A 13740-nucleotide genomic window follows, 5' to 3' on the forward strand; every position below is an offset into this window, starting at 1 on the left:
TGGCGGTCGACCGGTAGGGATTCGGCCACGGCCGTACGAGGCGAACCGAAGGCAGTCGCCCCACGCGTCACCTGTGTCACTCCGGTCCCGTACACCGCCTCCGGTCCGATCCCCTTCCCTGGGTTTCCTGGCGAGCGTCCGTGCGCCGAGTCCATATCTTGCGGATCCCGCTAGGGCACCCCGCCCCGCCTCCCGACGTAGCGTGGGCCCGTCGACGTACACCCGCCGCTACCCCGGGAGCCCTGGATGGCCCGCTCCGAAGCCCGTGTCCCCACCGACCGCCCCGCCCGCTACGCCAAGCAGCTCGCCTCGCATCTCGGCCGCCGCTCCCGGACCGACTGGGACGAGGAGAGCGGCACCGGCACCCTCGCCTTCGACAACGGCGGCACCGGCACCCTCACCGCCACCGACGGCGCGCTGCTGCTCGCCGTGGAGGCGGAGCCGGCCCATCTCGACCTCCTGGAGGGCGTCGTCGGCCGGCACCTGGTCCGCTTCGGCGCCCGGGACGAACTCGTCGTCGAGTGGCACCGCGACAACGGCGAACCGGGCACCGCCCAGCGCAACTCCGAGGAGCCCATGCCCCACTGAACCGACACCGGACCCGCCAGGAATAGCTCCGGCTCCGCCGCGTGTTGCCGAGATCATGACGACGAACGCGCCGCGGCCCGAGGTCCTGCGATACACCGCCTTCTCCAGCACCCCCGACGGGGGAAACCCCGCCGGTGTCGTCCTGGACGCCTCCGCCCTGGACGACAGCGACATGCTGGCCATCGCCGCCGACCTCGGATACTCCGAGTCCGCGTTCCTGACCGCACCCCCGGAGGGCCTCGGCGGCCCGGCGGGTCGGGCGTTCACCATCCGCTACTTCAGCCCCAAGGCGGAGGTGCCGTTCTGCGGGCACGCCACCATCGCGACCGCCGTCGCGCTCGCCGAGCGGACCGGCCCCGGGGAGCTGGTGTTCGCGACGCGCGCCGGTACCGTGCCGGTGGAGGTGGCCGTGGCGGACGGGACGGTCCGGGCCACGCTCACCAGCGTCGAGCCGCACACCGAGGAGATCGCCGAGGCCGACCTCGCCGAGGCGCTGGCCGCGCTCGACTGGCCGGCCGCCGACCTGGACCCGGGCTTCCCGCCGCGGATCGCGTTCGCCGGCGCCCGCCATCTCGTGCTCGCGGCGGCGACCCGCGCCCGGCTCGCCGGTCTCGCCTACGACTTCGCGCGCCTCGAAGCCCTGATGCACCGCCTGGACCTGACCACGCTGCAGCTGGTGTGGCGGGAGTCGGCGACCGTCTTCCACGTCCGGGACCCGTTCCCCGTCGGCGGCGTCGTCGAGGACCCGGCGACCGGCGCCGCGGCCGCCGCGTTCGGCGCGTACGTCCGCGAGCTGGGCCTGGTCCCCGAGGACGCCGTCCTCACCCTGCACCAGGGCGAGGACCTGGGCCGTCCCGGCGAACTCACGGTGACCCTGCGCACCGGCGACCCGCGTGTCCGGGTCAGCGGCACCGGGGCTCGGATCGGCTGACGGGGATCAGTCCCGCCGGCTCAGTCCCACTGACTGGGCAGCGGGGCGGGGGTCTTGCCGGACAGGACGTCCTTGAGGCGCTGGGCGCCGCCCTGTACCGCGCGGTCGGTGCTGTCGTGGTCGACGGCGGAGAGGCCGCCGTTGGTGACGGCCGCCCCGGAGGCGCCGACGCGCAGGATCGCGACATCCGTGCTGAAGGTGGACGGCTGGCCCGCGGCGGTGCCCTGGACGGTCACCGTCAGGGCCTCGCGCGCGTCGCCCGCCTTCGGCACCTCCAGCGCCACGACCTGCACCGTCCGCTTGCCGCCGTCCTGGCCGGTGGCCGTGAACTGGTTGCACTTCTCCGGCAGGGTCTTCATCCAGTCCAGGGTGGCGTCGACGTTCGCCGAGCCGTAGTCCCCGACCTGGTACAGCATCCGGGAGTCCTCCGAGGTGAAGCCGCGCAGGGCGGAGGCGCCGGTGGCGCGGCCGAGGAGGCTGTCGGAGTAGAGGCCGTCCAGCAGCCGCTGGCAGTCGGCGGCGTCGGACTTGGCGGTGAGGAAGCCGGCCACGTCGACCTTGCCGATCAGCATGGAGTTGCGCCAGGTCGCGGCGTCGGTGGCGACCTGCCAGTCGTTCTCGATGTCGGCCGGCGTGATCAGCGCGGCCTGCGCGCCGGCCCCGGTGAGGGCCGGCGTCGCCGACGGGGAGGGGGAGCGCTCGGCTGCGGCCGAGACGGACACGGCCTCGGGGGCGCCGCTCTCGTCCGCACAGGCCGCCGTGGCGAGCAGGGTTCCCGCCGCCAGGGCCGAGGCGAGAACACGCGCGGGTCGGGACGGACGGGTCATCGCGACTGCCTCCTCGGGAACGCGGTAGCTCCCTCCACGCCACCATCCGCCGGGACCACGGACCACCCGCACGGGCCATTCGGGTGAGTGCCGGGGCGCGGTGCGGGAGTGTCACGATCCGGGGGCGGTGATCCGCACCCGGCGGCTGCCGCAGCGCGGGCACACCGCGTCCGCGAGCGGTGAGCGGACCGCCCGCCCGGCCTCGTCGACGTACTCCTGGGTGCTCTGCAGGTCCGGGTCGGCGATCGGGTCGATGAAGAACACCGCCTGGAAGGTGGCCTCCCAGGCCTTGCCGCACCGCCCGCAGGCGAACGCGAAGGTCTCGGGCACGGCCCCGGGCACGGGCCCGGGACCCGGGGGCTCGCTCATCGGATCCGGCTCCTGTCACTCGGCCTGCGTCTCCAGCGGACCGCCCCCGCCGTCCGGCGGCAACCCGGGGCCGGGTGTCCCAGGCGTGGACGCCCCCTTGACGTCGGGCGGAGGCGGATCGACACTCCAGATGGGAATCCTAGTGAAAAGGTAGGGAAAGATGGGTCGCGTGCGCACGCTCACCGGCAGACCGCGCCGAGAGAGCCGTACGCCCTGGGCGGCCCCCCTGCTCACCTCCCGCCTGCACATCGATCTGCAGCGTGTGTGCAGCGCCATCAGCCTCGGCGCCACCGGCCTCGGCGCGACCGGCCGCAGAGCCCTCGGCCGCAGGGGCTGAACGCCCGCTCGCCCCGCACGAGCCGGGCCCCCGCCCACCGACGAACGCTTCCGCCGCGCGTACGTCCGCGCGCCCGCATCTGGGGAGACGCATGTCCATCACTCCGCTCGCCGCCCTGCCGTCCGTCCGCACCGCCCCCGCCTTCCGGGGCCGCATCGGCCGCGACGCGCGCAGCGGCCACTACGCGGTGCCGCGCCGCTACCGGCTCCATCTGGCCACCGCCTGTGCCGACGGCCTGCGCATCGCCGTCGGCCACAGCCTGCTCGGCCTCGACGACTGTTGTCCGGTCACCTTCCTGCCCGCGGTCCCCGACTGTCCCGACGGCAGCCACACGGCGCTGCGCCCGCTGTACGAGGCGAGCGCCCACCGCTACGTGGGACCGGCCCTGGCGCCCGTGCTCAGCGACGACTGGTCCGGCCGGATCGTCAGCACCCACAGCCGTGACATCCTGCGCGACCTGGACCGGCACTTCGGCGACGGCGTCACCCGGCTCCACCCGTGCGGCGCCGAGGCCGAGATCGAGGCCGTCGAGCGGCTCTGCGCGGAGGGCGTCGAACAGGCCGCACAGCGCGCCGGGCGCGAGGGCGGCGACCCGGAGGCACTGGAGACGCTGCTCGCCACCCTGGACGAGCTGGAGCGCCGGCTGACCGGGGTGGAGTTCCTGATCGGCGGTCAGCTCACCGCCGCTGACATCGAGTTGTGGGTGGCGCTGGTGCAACTCGACACCGTGCACCGCACCCATCTGGACGCCTCCGCCGTGCACCGCATCGCCGACCACCCGGTGCTGTGGGCCTACGCCCGGCGGCTGGCCGCGCATCCGGCCTTCGGCGCCCACCTCGACCTCGACGGCATCGCCCGCCGCCACCACGGCCGTTGCCAGGGCCTGGAAGCCGCCGGCGCGGCCGTCCAGATCCTGGACTGGGCCGGCCATGCGGCGGACGTTTCCCGCAGGTGAGAGCGGCCCGAACCGTTTCGCCAGCTGGACAGGCGTTGACATTCGTTCGGGCAACTGCGTTACTTACGGACCAGAACGGTCAAGAGCGTCAGCATCAAGCCCTGGCTTGCTGACCGGCAACCCTCGCATCGCGGTGGGGTGCCCCAGGTGACGACCGGACCGGATGACGACGTTCGGTAAGCGCGAGGCCCCGCCCCGGGGCCATCACACAAGACAGGTGACGGACATGTACGCAGCCTCCAGGACGGCCGAGCGCCGTGCCCAGGGCTGCGTACAGCCGTATCCGAGCCCGCTCGTCGCCGACCGTGCCGTCGACCTGCTCCGTGTCAACAGCGCCCTGTGTAGCGCGTGTACCGCACCGGGCTGTGCCCGCTGTCGGGTCTGACCAGGCTCTTCCGCCTTCGCCCCGCAGTTCTCGCCGCTCGGCTTTCCTGACGTAGACACCGCTTCTCTGACGTAGACACCGGCCGCCCGGTGTGACGCCGTCCGCCCACCCCCGCATCCCGCGCGCCCCGCGTGCCGTGCCGTGCCCGAACACGGCGCGGTACCGCGTTCCCGGCCGCGGCACCAGGGGTGTCCGACTCCGCCGGAGCCCGCCATGAGTGAACCCCCAGGCGCCACCATAACCGCGCCCGCCGCGCCCCCCGCTGACAAACCGTCAAAACCATTGGCAGCGCAGCGAGTTCTCCCGCTGCGCCGACCCGGACGGTGGATCGCCACCGCCGCCGTCCTGGTCCTGGTCGCCCAGTTCGCCCACGGGCTGGTGACCAACCCCTTCTACCAGTGGGACCGCTTCGGCTACTGGTTCCTGCGGCCGACCCTCCTCGACGGACTGGTCATCACCCTCGAAGTCACCGCCTACAGCGCGGTACTGGGCCTGCTCGGCGGCATCCTGCTCGCCCTGGCCCGGCTCTCGAAGAGCCCGGTGCTGCGCGCGGTCAGCTGGACCTATGTCTGGGCGCTGCGCTCCATCCCGCTCATCGTGGTCCTGCTCTTCCTCTACAACTTCAGCGCCCTGTACAAGACGTTGAGCGTCGGCGTCCCCTTCGGGCCGGCCTTCTTCTCCTTCGACGAGTCGAAACTCGCCACCGACATGGTGATCGCCGTCATCGGTCTCAGCCTCAACGAGGCCGCCTACGCGGCCGAGGTGGTCCGCGGCGGCATCCTCTCCGTGGACCAGGGCCAGCACGAGGCCGCCGCCGCGCTCGGCCTGCCCAAGGGCTACCAGTTCCGCAGGATCGTCTTCCCGCAGGCCCTCAGGTCGATCACCCCGAACTACGTCAACCAGCTGATCGGCCTGATCAAGGGCACCTCGCTGGTCTTCTACGTCTCGCTGCTCGACCTCTTCGGGACCGCGCAGAGCATGGGCTCCACCTACCCCGGCGACATCGTGCCGCTGCTCCTGGTGGTGACCGTCTGGTACCTGATCCTGACCAGCGTCGTCTCCGTGATCCAGTTCTACGTCGAGCGGTACTACGCCCGCGGCGCCACCCGCGCACTGCCGCCGACGCCCCTGCAGAAGCTCCGGGCCGGCCTCACCGACCTGCGGGCCCGCATCCGCCGGGAGGCCGCCGTATGAGCAGCACCGACACCCTGGAGACGGCCCCCGCCGCCCTGGAGATCCACGACGTCCACAAGTGGTACGGCACCCACCGCGTCCTCGACGGCATCGACCTGACCATCCGCCCCGGCGAGGTCACCGTCATCCTCGGCCCGTCCGGCTCGGGCAAGTCCACCCTCCTCAGGGTCATCAACCACCTGGAGAAGCCCGAGATCGGCCATGTCAGCATCAACGGCGAACCGATCGGGGTGAAACGGCAGGGCGAGCGGCTCAAGGAACTGAGCGAGCGCGCCATCCTGGCCCAGCGCGGCCGGATCGGCTTCGTCTTCCAGAACTTCAACCTCTTCCCGCACCTGACCGTCCTCGACAACGTGGCCGCCGCCCCCGTCGCCACCGGGAAGCTCACCAAGCCCGAGGCGCAGGCCCTGGCCAAGGAACTCCTGGAGCGGGTCGGCCTCGGCGAGCGCGTCGGCGCCTACCCCCGCCAGCTCTCCGGCGGCCAGCAGCAGCGCGTCGCCATCGCCCGCGCCCTCGCCCTGCGCCCCGGCGTGATCCTCTTCGACGAGCCCACCTCCGCCCTGGACCCGGAACTGGTCGGCGAGGTCCTCGCCGTCATCAAGGACCTGGCCACCAGCGGCACCACGCTCGTCATCGTCACCCACGAGATCGGCTTCGCCCGCGAGATCGCCGACCGGGTCGTCTTCATCGACGAGGGCCGGATCGTCGAGCAGGGCCCGCCCTCCGAGGTCCTCGACAAACCGCGGCACGAACGGACCAGGGACTTCCTCAGCAAGGTCCTGTGAACCGCACCCCCAGATTTCCCCCCACGCCAACCCTCAGCACCCTCTTCCAGCGACAAGGAACGGCCATGCCCACCCACCTCACCCGACGCAGCCTGCTCAGAGGCATCACCGCGGCCACCGCCGTCGCCACCCTCGCCACCGGGCTCGCCGCCTGCGGGGGCGACAGCGACGCGGCCACCACCACCGACAGCGCCAAGTCCGGCGAGGTCGTCGTCGGACGGGTCTCCAACGGCGCCGGCACCCAGACCACCATCAAGGTCTCCGAGGTCAAGTCCATCAGCGCCGAACTGCCGGCGGCCGTCCGCAAGAGCGGCAAGCTCGTCATCGGCGAGGGCGCCCTGCCCGCCGGATTCCCGCCGCTGGCGTACGTCGGCAGCGACCAGAAGACCCTGACCGGCTCCGAGCCCGACCTCGCCCGGCTGATCGCCGCCGTCTTCGGACTCACGCCGGAGGTCAAGAACGCCACCTGGGAGAACATGTTCGTCGGCATCGACAGCGGCAAGGTCGATGTGGCCCTCTCCAACATCACGATCACCGAAGAGCGCAAGAAGAAGTACGAGTTCGCCTCCTACCGGCAGGACAACCTCGCCTTCATCGTGCCGAAGAAGAGCACCTGGAACTTCGACGGCGACTACGAGAACCTCGCCGGCAAGACGATCGCCGTCGGCTCCGGCACCAACCAGGAGAAGATCCTCCTGGAGTGGAAGGCGAAGCTGGCCAAGGAGGGCAAGAAGCTCACCGTCAAGTACTTCCAGGACAGCACCAGCACCTTCCTGGCCCTCAACAGCGGGAAGATCGACGCCTCCTTCGGCCCCAACCCCGGCTTCGCCTACCACAACAAGCAGACGGCGAACACGCCCAACGCCACCCGCACCGCGGGCACCTACTCGGGCGCCGGCGCCAGCCTGCAGGGCCTGATCGCGGCCACCGCCAAGAAGGACAGCGGACTCGCCAAGCCGCTCGCCGACGCCATCAACTACCTGATCAAGAACGGCCAGTACGCCGAGTGGCTCAAGGCCTACAACCTCTCCGACGAGGCCGTCGCCAAGTCCGAGGTCAACCCGCCCGGACTGCCCCTCGACAACTCCTGATCAGTCATCAAGAACACCGTGCACCATGTCGGTTGAAGCAAGAGAGGACTCCGCCACCGTGACCGTCCCCACCGACGTCCGCGGCGGCGGAGACCTTGGCACCGCCGTGCTCGACAACGCCGTATGGTCCGCCCTGACCGGCCCGCACGCCCACCTGGCGGAGCGGTTCGGGCGGGCGGCCCGGTATCCCGACGACGTCTACGCCTACGCGGCCCTCGCCGACCCCACCGACCCGGACGCCTGGGCCGACCTGCACACGCTCGTGGGCCCCGGCGTCACCGTGAAGATCAAGCCGGTCGAGCAGGCCCCGCCCGGCTGGGAGGTCGTCGGCGGCGGCACGGGCGTCCAGTTCGTCGCCACGGCCCTGCGGGCCGAGCCCGACCCCGAGGCGGTACGGCTCGGACCCGGCGACGTGCCCGAGATGCTGGACCTCGTCGCCCGCACCGAGCCGGGGCCGTTCCGCCGCCGGACCGTCGAGATGGGCACCTATCTCGGCATCCGGCACCGCGGACGGCTGATCGCCATGGCGGGGGAGCGCCTGCGGCCGCCCGGCTGGACGGAGATCAGCGCCGTCTGCACCGACCCCGACCATCGAGGCCGGGGCCTGGCGACCCGCCTGGTGCGCGCGGTCGCCGCCGGCATCCGGGACCGCGGCGACACCCCGTTCCTGCACGCGGCACCGGGCAACGCCACGGCGATCCGGCTCTACGAGTCGATCGGCTTCACCGAGCGCCTGCGCGGCCGCACCCTGCTGCTGCGCACCCCGGGAACATCCACGAACGCCGGTCAGTTGTGAGTCACGACGGGATGCACGCGGAGCAGGCCGGGAGGTGCGGGACGTGACACGTGTCCTCAGCCCCAGCCGCCGAACCGTCCTGCACTCCCGGCCCCACATCGACCTCCAGCGCGTGGCCGCCGCGCTCTGTTGCTCCTGACCCGTTCCCACCCCGCCACGCCCCCGCACCGGCGTGCCCTCGTACGGATCTTCAGGAAGGCACCTCCGTGTCCTCAGCACCCGTTTCTCCCCTGCACCTCGCCGTCGCCCTCGACGGCACCGGCTGGCACCCCGCCTCCTGGCGCGAGCCGGCCGCCCGCCCCCGCGACCTGTTCACCGCCGGATACTGGGCCGACCTGGTCGCCGAGGCCGAGCGCGGTCTGCTCGACTTCGTCACCTTCGAGGACGGCCTCGGCCTGCAGTCCTCGCACTTCGGCGAGCTGGACGGCCGCACCGACCAGGTCCGGGGCCGCCTGGACGCCGTCCTGACCGCCTCCCGGGTCGCGCCCCTGTCCCGCCACATCGGCCTGGTGCCGACGGTGATCGCCACCCACACCGAGCCGTTCCACATCTCCAAGGCGATCGCCACCCTGGACTACGTGAGCACCGGCCGCGCGGGGCTGCGGGTGCAGGTCTCCGCCCGCCCGCACGAGGCGGACCACTTCGGCCGGCGCGTCTTCCCGCCGATCGACCTGGCGGAACTGGGTTCCCCGGCGGGGCAGGAGCGGCTCGACGACCACTTCGGCGAGGCCGCCGACTACGTCGAGGTCGTGCGCCGGCTCTGGGACAGCTGGGAGGATGACGCCGAGATCCGGGATGCCGCCACGGGCCGCTTCGTCGACCGCGACAAGCTGCACTACATCGACTTCGAGGGCCGCCACTTCAGCGTCAAGGGCCCCTCCATCACCCCGCGCCCGCCGCAGGGCCAGCCGCTCGTCACCGCCCTCGGCCACCAGAGCGTCCCCTACCGGCTGATCGCCCGCCAGACCGACGTCGGCTACATCACCCCGCACGACACCGCCGAGGCCCGTGCGATCGTCGCCGAGATCCGCGCCGAGCAGGAGGCCGCCGGACGCGCCGGCGACACCGTGCACGTCTTCGGCGACCTCGTGGTCTTCCTGGACGACGAACCGGCCACCGCCGCCGCCCGCAAGGAACGCCTGGACGCCCTGGACGGCGGAGCGCTCACCAGCGACACCCGGATCTTCACCGGGACGGCCGCCCAACTCGCCGATCTCCTGGAGGAGTTCGCAGCCGAGGGGCTGACCGGCTTCCGGCTCCGGCCCGCCGTGCTCGGCCACGACCTGCCGCGCATCACCGCGGACCTGGTCCCCGAACTCCAGCGCCGCGGCCGCTTCCGGACCGCCTACGAGGCCGACACCCTGCGCGGCCTGCTCGGGCTCGCCCGCCCCGCCAACCGCTACGCCGCCGCCTGAGCCGGAAGGACCGCACCCCGTCATGAGCAAGCCGCTGAAGCAGATCCACCTGGCCGCCCACTTCCCGGGCGTCAACAACACCACCGTGTGGAGCGATCCGGCCGCCGGCAGCCACATCGAGTTCAGCTCCTTCGCGCACTTCGCGAGGACCGCCGAACGCGCCCGGTTCGACTTCCTGTTCCTGGCCGAGGGCCTGAGGCTGCGCGAACAGGGCGGGAAGATATACGACCTGGACGTGGTCGGCCGCCCCGACACCTTCACGATCCTCGCCGCGCTGGCCGCCGTCACCGAGCACCTCGGCCTGACCGGCACCATCAACTCCACCTTCAACGAGCCCTACGAGGTGGCCCGCCAGTTCGCCAGCCTCGACCACCTCTCCGGCGGCCGGGCCGCCTGGAACGTGGTCACCTCCTGGGACGCCTTCACCGGCGAGAACTTCCGCCGCGGCGGCTTCCTCCCGCAGGATGAGCGCTACTCCCGCGCCAAGGAGTTCCTCACCACCGCCAACGAGCTCTTCGACTCCTGGCACGGCGACGAGATCCTCGCCGACCAGGCCACCGGCACCTTCCTGCGGGACGCGGGCGCGGGCTCCTTCGTGCACAAGGGCGCCCAGTTCGACATCCACGGCCAGTTCAACGTGCCGCGCTCCCCGCAGGGCCGCCCGGTGATCTTCCAGGCAGGCGAGTCCGACGAGGGCCGGGAGTTCGCCGCCTCCGGTGCCGACGCGATCTTCAGCCGGTACGCCACCCTCGACGCCGGCCAGGCCTTCTACACGGACGTGAAGTCCCGCCTCGCCAAGTACGGCCGGGCCCCCGGCGACCTGCTCATCCTGCCCGCAGCCAGCTTCGTCCTCGGCGACACCGACGAGGAGGCCGAGGAGATCGCCCACCAGGTTCGCCGGCAGCAGGTCAGCGGGGCGACGGCCCTCAAGCACCTGGAGTTCGTCTGGAACCGGGACCTGTCGTCGTACGACCCGGAGGGCCCGCTGCCGGACGTCGACCCGCTGGTCGGCGAGGAGCACATCTCCCGGGGCCGGGCCCAGGTCAGGATGTACCGCGACCCGCTCGCCATCGCCCGTGAGTGGCGGGAGCTGGCCGAGGCCAACAAGTGGTCCATCCGCGACCTCGTGATCAACACCGGCAACCGGCAGACCTTCGTCGGCTCCCCGGACACCGTCGCGAGGACGATCAACGACTTCGTGCAGGCCGACGTCTCCGACGGCTTCATCCTGGTCCCGCACATCACCCCCGGCGGCCTCGACGTCTTCGCCGACACGGTCGTACCGCTGCTCCAGGAACAGGGCGTGTACCGCACCGAGTACGAAGGCACCACCCTCCGCGACCACCTGGGCCTCTCCCACCCCGACGACACGCGCGGCGAACGGGCCGCGTCGTGAAGTTCCTGGCGATCACCCTGATCGTGCACCGCCCGGACCCGCTCACCGGCGTCCGGAAGCCGACCCACGACCGGTTCCGGGAGGTCCTCGACAACGCGGTGCTCGCCGAGGAACTGGGCTTCGACGGCTTCGGGGTGGGGGAGCGGCACGAGCGGCCGTTCATCTCCTCCTCCCCGACCGTCGTCCTCAGCCATGTCGCCGCCCGCACCCGGCGCATCCGGCTGTTCACCGCCGTCACCACGCTCAGCCTGCTGGACCCGGTCCGGGCGTACGAGGACTACGCGACCCTCGACCACCTCTCCGAGGGCCGCCTCGACCTGATCATCGGCAAGGGCAACGGCGCCGCCCAGCGCGAGCTGTTCCACGTCACCCCCGAGGACCAGTGGGACCGCAACGCCGAGAGCTACGAGGTGTTCCGGCGGATCTGGCGGCAGGACAAGGTCACCGCGGACACGCGCTTCCGCCCGCCGCTGACCGACGCCGAGGTCTGGCCGCGCCCCTACCAGAAGCCGGTCCGGGTCTGGCACGGCAGCGCCACCAGCAAGGAGTCCGTGGACCTCGCCGCCCGCTACGGCGACCCGCTGTTCTCCGCGAACGTCACCAACCCCATAGAGCCGTACGCCGAGTTGATCCGCTACTACCGGGAGCGCTGGGAGCACTACGGGCACGACCCGGCGGACATCGCCGTCGGCGCGGGCAGCGCGGGCCTGTACGCGGCGCCCACCTCGCAGGAGGCGGTGGAGGTGTACCGGCCGATCTTCGAGAGCAACCTCGCGTTCCAGAAGAAGGCCGGTCTGCCGGTGGTCTTCGAGACGGTCGAGGACTTCGTCGAGCGCAGCTCGGCGCTGATCGGCAGCCCCCAGCAGATCATCGACAAGGTCCACCGCTACCACGAGCGGTTCGGGCACACCGTCCTGCATCTGCACGCGGACGCGGGCGGTCTGACGGACACTCAGCACCGCAACTCCCTCGAACTGTTCCAGTCCGCGGTCGCGCCCGTGCTCCGCGAGGAGATCCCGGACCCGCCGTTCGCCTGGGCCCCTGTACTGCCGGCCGTCGAGGAGCCCGCCCATGTCTGACATCCCCCTCGGCGTCCTCGACCTGGTGCCGATCCCGAGCGGCGCCACCGCCGCCGACGCCCTGCGCAACTCCATCGAACTCGCTCGGCGCGCCGAGGAGTTCGGCTACGCCCGCTACTGGTTCGCCGAGCACCACCTGAACCCGGGCGTCGCCGGCACCTCCCCGGCGGTCGTCCTCGCACTGACCGCCGCGGCGACCTCCAGGATCCGGCTCGGCTCCGGCGCCGTACAGCTGGGCCATCGCACCGCGCTGTCCACGGTGGAGGAGTTCGGCCTGATCGACGCCCTGCACCCGGGCCGCCTCGACCTGGGCCTGGGCCGCTCCGCAGGACGGCCACCGGGAGAGCGGACCACCCCGCCGGCCACCGCGACCCCCGTGGTCGACGGCCGGGCGCCCAACGGCCTCCTCATCCCGCCCCGCTTCTCCTTCGCCCACCTCCTCGGCTCCCCGCGCATCGCCCTCCAGCGCCGGCTGCTCCTGCTCCCGAACGCCGAGTCCCCGGAGTACGCCGGGCAGCTCGACGACATCCTCGCGCTGCTCGCCGGCACCTACCGCACCGAGGACGGCGCCGAGGCCCATGTCGTCCCCGGGGAGGGCGCCGACATCGAGGTGTGGATCCTGGGCAGCAGCGGCGGCGAGAGCGCCGAGGCCGCGGGCGCCCGGGGCCTGCCCTTCGCCGCCAACTACCACGTCAGCCCGGCCACCGTCCTGGAGGCGGTCGACGGCTACCGCTCCTTCTTCCAGCCCTCCGACCGCCTCGGCAAGCCCTACGTCAGTGTCTCCGCCGACGTGGTGGTCGCCGCGGACGACGCCACCGCCCGCGAACTCGCCACCGGCTACGGCCCCTGGGTCCGCAGCATCCGTACGGCCGAGGGAGCGATCCCCTTCCCCACGCCCGAGGAGGCCCGTGCCCACGTCTGGACGGCCGAGGACCGCGCCCTGGTCCAGGACCGCCTCGACACCCAGTTCGTCGGCAGCCCCCAGCACGTCGCCGACCGCCTGGAACAGCTCCAGGAGGCCACCGGCGCCGACGAGTTGCTCATCACGACGATCACCCACGACCCACGCGACCGCGTCCGCTCGTACGAACTCCTCGCCCAGGAGTGGGCGAGGCGGTGAGCCACTCCCGGCTCACTCCCTCCAGTCCAGCTGATGCTCCGGCGTGCCCACCGACCGCCCGTACGCGACCGCGGCCTCACGCCCGGCCCCGTCCCCGCGCCGGTACCGGAACACCCTCCCGGCGAACACGACCACACGCTCGTCCCCGGCCGTGAAGTCGGCGTACCAGCCGTTCTCCGGGCGCAGGACGTCGGCGAGCGCCACCGCGAGCGGACCGGCGAGAGCCTCGTCGGCCTCCCACTCCACGAGGGTCCACCGGCCGGGCTGCGCATCGGTGGCGCTCGCCGAGACGTCGAGCCGCCGGACCGCGCGCAGCCGGACCCCGGCGGGGGCGAACTCGGCGCCGGGGCACAGGCTTTCACCGATGACATAGCCGTTGATCACGTGGCACTCCTCGGGAGCGGGACTGATACCGCGCTCACGCTAGGCCCCGTACCCGACATCCTCTGTCGGGTACGGAGCGCCTCCGGAG

Annotated in this window: 16 protein-coding genes and 1 riboswitch; of the genes, 13 read left to right on the forward strand and 3 right to left on the reverse strand. The window is 72.2% G+C overall.

Annotated elements, in window-relative coordinates; translation table 11 throughout:
* Positions 1 to 246 precede the first annotated feature (246 nt).
* Together ACIPSJ_RS33145 and ACIPSJ_RS33150 are read left to right on the forward strand one after the other, a co-directional pair.
* Entirely contained in the window at positions 247 to 588 is a 342-nt protein-coding gene (locus ACIPSJ_RS33145) for a DUF2218 domain-containing protein (RefSeq protein WP_365683098.1), read from the forward strand.
* Between the two features lie 55 nt (positions 589 to 643).
* Positions 644 to 1519: a PhzF family phenazine biosynthesis isomerase gene (locus tag ACIPSJ_RS33150; RefSeq protein WP_359222924.1), complete on the forward strand. Its 876-nt coding sequence runs from the start codon at positions 644 to 646 to the stop codon at positions 1517 to 1519.
* A 20-nt stretch (positions 1520 to 1539) separates the two neighbouring features.
* Here the strand turns inward: ACIPSJ_RS33150 and ACIPSJ_RS33155 are convergent, their stop codons facing one another.
* Both ACIPSJ_RS33155 and ACIPSJ_RS33160 read right to left on the reverse strand, forming a co-directional pair.
* Positions 1540 to 2346 carry a hypothetical protein gene (locus tag ACIPSJ_RS33155; protein ID WP_359222926.1) on the reverse strand — a complete coding sequence of 269 codons (807 nt, stop codon included), beginning with the start codon at positions 2344 to 2346 and terminating at the stop codon, positions 1540 to 1542.
* Positions 2347 to 2457: 111 nt separating this feature from the next.
* Positions 2458 to 2715, reverse strand: a complete 258-nt coding sequence (locus tag ACIPSJ_RS33160) for a hypothetical protein (RefSeq protein ID WP_355717968.1) — start codon at positions 2713 to 2715, stop codon at positions 2458 to 2460.
* Between the two features lie 169 nt (positions 2716 to 2884).
* On the opposite strand from ACIPSJ_RS33160, the gene ACIPSJ_RS33165 reads away from it, so the two are divergent.
* The 11 genes from ACIPSJ_RS33165 (at position 2885) to ACIPSJ_RS33215 (ending at position 13268) form a co-directional block, all read left to right on the forward strand.
* Positions 2885 to 3052: a putative leader peptide gene (locus ACIPSJ_RS33165; RefSeq protein ID WP_401351359.1), complete on the forward strand. Its 168-nt coding sequence runs from the start codon at positions 2885 to 2887 to the stop codon at positions 3050 to 3052.
* Between the two features lie 91 nt (positions 3053 to 3143).
* Positions 3144 to 4007 (forward strand): glutathione S-transferase C-terminal domain-containing protein, encoded by an 864-nt coding sequence (locus tag ACIPSJ_RS33170; protein WP_359222931.1) that lies wholly within the window; start codon positions 3144 to 3146, stop codon positions 4005 to 4007.
* Positions 4008 to 4084: 77 nt separating this feature from the next.
* A riboswitch (SAM riboswitch) is annotated at positions 4085 to 4196 on the forward strand.
* Between the two features lie 409 nt (positions 4197 to 4605).
* Positions 4606 to 5586: an amino acid ABC transporter permease gene (locus ACIPSJ_RS33175; RefSeq protein WP_401351360.1), complete on the forward strand. Its 981-nt coding sequence runs from the start codon at positions 4606 to 4608 to the stop codon at positions 5584 to 5586.
* The gene (locus ACIPSJ_RS33180) at positions 5583 to 6371 is read left to right on the forward strand and encodes an amino acid ABC transporter ATP-binding protein (protein ID WP_401351361.1); all 789 of its coding nucleotides are present in this window, start codon (positions 5583 to 5585) and stop codon (positions 6369 to 6371) included. Before ACIPSJ_RS33175 ends, ACIPSJ_RS33180 begins: the two co-directional genes overlap by 4 nt.
* 65 nt (positions 6372 to 6436) lie before the next feature.
* Positions 6437 to 7462, forward strand: coding sequence for an ABC transporter substrate-binding protein (locus tag ACIPSJ_RS33185; protein WP_365683114.1), 1026 nt, complete (start codon positions 6437 to 6439; stop codon positions 7460 to 7462).
* 58 nt (positions 7463 to 7520) lie between these two features.
* Positions 7521 to 8258: a GNAT family N-acetyltransferase gene (locus ACIPSJ_RS33190; protein ID WP_401351362.1), complete on the forward strand. Its 738-nt coding sequence runs from the start codon at positions 7521 to 7523 to the stop codon at positions 8256 to 8258.
* Between the two features lie 43 nt (positions 8259 to 8301).
* Positions 8302 to 8397, forward strand: coding sequence for a putative leader peptide (locus ACIPSJ_RS33195; RefSeq protein WP_355717949.1), 96 nt, complete (start codon positions 8302 to 8304; stop codon positions 8395 to 8397).
* Between the two features lie 67 nt (positions 8398 to 8464).
* A complete protein-coding gene (locus ACIPSJ_RS33200; protein WP_401351363.1) occupies positions 8465 to 9673 on the forward strand; it encodes an LLM class flavin-dependent oxidoreductase in 1209 nt (402 codons plus the stop codon).
* A gap of 22 nt (positions 9674 to 9695) precedes the next feature.
* A complete protein-coding gene (locus ACIPSJ_RS33205) occupies positions 9696 to 11069 on the forward strand; it encodes an NtaA/DmoA family FMN-dependent monooxygenase (protein WP_359222942.1) in 1374 nt (457 codons plus the stop codon).
* Positions 11066 to 12148, forward strand: a complete 1083-nt coding sequence (locus tag ACIPSJ_RS33210; protein WP_401351364.1) for an LLM class flavin-dependent oxidoreductase — start codon at positions 11066 to 11068, stop codon at positions 12146 to 12148. The genes ACIPSJ_RS33205 and ACIPSJ_RS33210 overlap by 4 nt, the downstream gene beginning before the upstream one ends.
* Positions 12141 to 13268: an LLM class flavin-dependent oxidoreductase gene (locus tag ACIPSJ_RS33215; protein ID WP_401351365.1), complete on the forward strand. Its 1128-nt coding sequence runs from the start codon at positions 12141 to 12143 to the stop codon at positions 13266 to 13268. The genes ACIPSJ_RS33210 and ACIPSJ_RS33215 overlap by 8 nt, the downstream gene beginning before the upstream one ends.
* Before the next feature lie 12 nt (positions 13269 to 13280).
* On the opposite strand, the gene ACIPSJ_RS33220 is transcribed toward ACIPSJ_RS33215, so the two are convergent.
* Positions 13281 to 13652, reverse strand: a complete 372-nt coding sequence (locus ACIPSJ_RS33220) for a hypothetical protein (protein WP_401351366.1) — start codon at positions 13650 to 13652, stop codon at positions 13281 to 13283.
* Positions 13653 to 13740 lie beyond the last annotated feature (88 nt).

This window comes from Streptomyces sp. NPDC090088 (assembly GCF_044747345.1).
GTDB lineage: Bacteria > Actinomycetota > Actinomycetes > Streptomycetales > Streptomycetaceae > Streptomyces.

What these genes read in the sequence shown, in the direction of transcription:
- ACIPSJ_RS33155 (WP_359222926.1), bottom strand. Translation starts at nt 2,346, where the DNA reads ATGACCCGTCCGTCCCGACCCGCGCGTGTTCTCGCCTCGGCCCTGGCG.
- ACIPSJ_RS33185 (WP_365683114.1), top strand. Translation starts at nt 6,437, where the DNA reads ATGCCCACCCACCTCACCCGACGCAGCCTGCTCAGAGGCATCACCGCG.
- ACIPSJ_RS33175 (WP_401351360.1), top strand. Translation starts at nt 4,606, where the DNA reads ATGAGTGAACCCCCAGGCGCCACCATAACCGCGCCCGCCGCGCCCCCC.
- ACIPSJ_RS33150 (WP_359222924.1), top strand. Translation starts at nt 644, where the DNA reads ATGACGACGAACGCGCCGCGGCCCGAGGTCCTGCGATACACCGCCTTC.
- ACIPSJ_RS33145 (WP_365683098.1), top strand. Translation starts at nt 247, where the DNA reads ATGGCCCGCTCCGAAGCCCGTGTCCCCACCGACCGCCCCGCCCGCTAC.
- ACIPSJ_RS33170 (WP_359222931.1), top strand. Translation starts at nt 3,144, where the DNA reads ATGTCCATCACTCCGCTCGCCGCCCTGCCGTCCGTCCGCACCGCCCCC.
- ACIPSJ_RS33180 (WP_401351361.1), top strand. Translation starts at nt 5,583, where the DNA reads ATGAGCAGCACCGACACCCTGGAGACGGCCCCCGCCGCCCTGGAGATC.
- ACIPSJ_RS33215 (WP_401351365.1), top strand. Translation starts at nt 12,141, where the DNA reads ATGTCTGACATCCCCCTCGGCGTCCTCGACCTGGTGCCGATCCCGAGC.
- ACIPSJ_RS33160 (WP_355717968.1), bottom strand. Translation starts at nt 2,715, where the DNA reads ATGAGCGAGCCCCCGGGTCCCGGGCCCGTGCCCGGGGCCGTGCCCGAG.
- ACIPSJ_RS33205 (WP_359222942.1), top strand. Translation starts at nt 9,696, where the DNA reads ATGAGCAAGCCGCTGAAGCAGATCCACCTGGCCGCCCACTTCCCGGGC.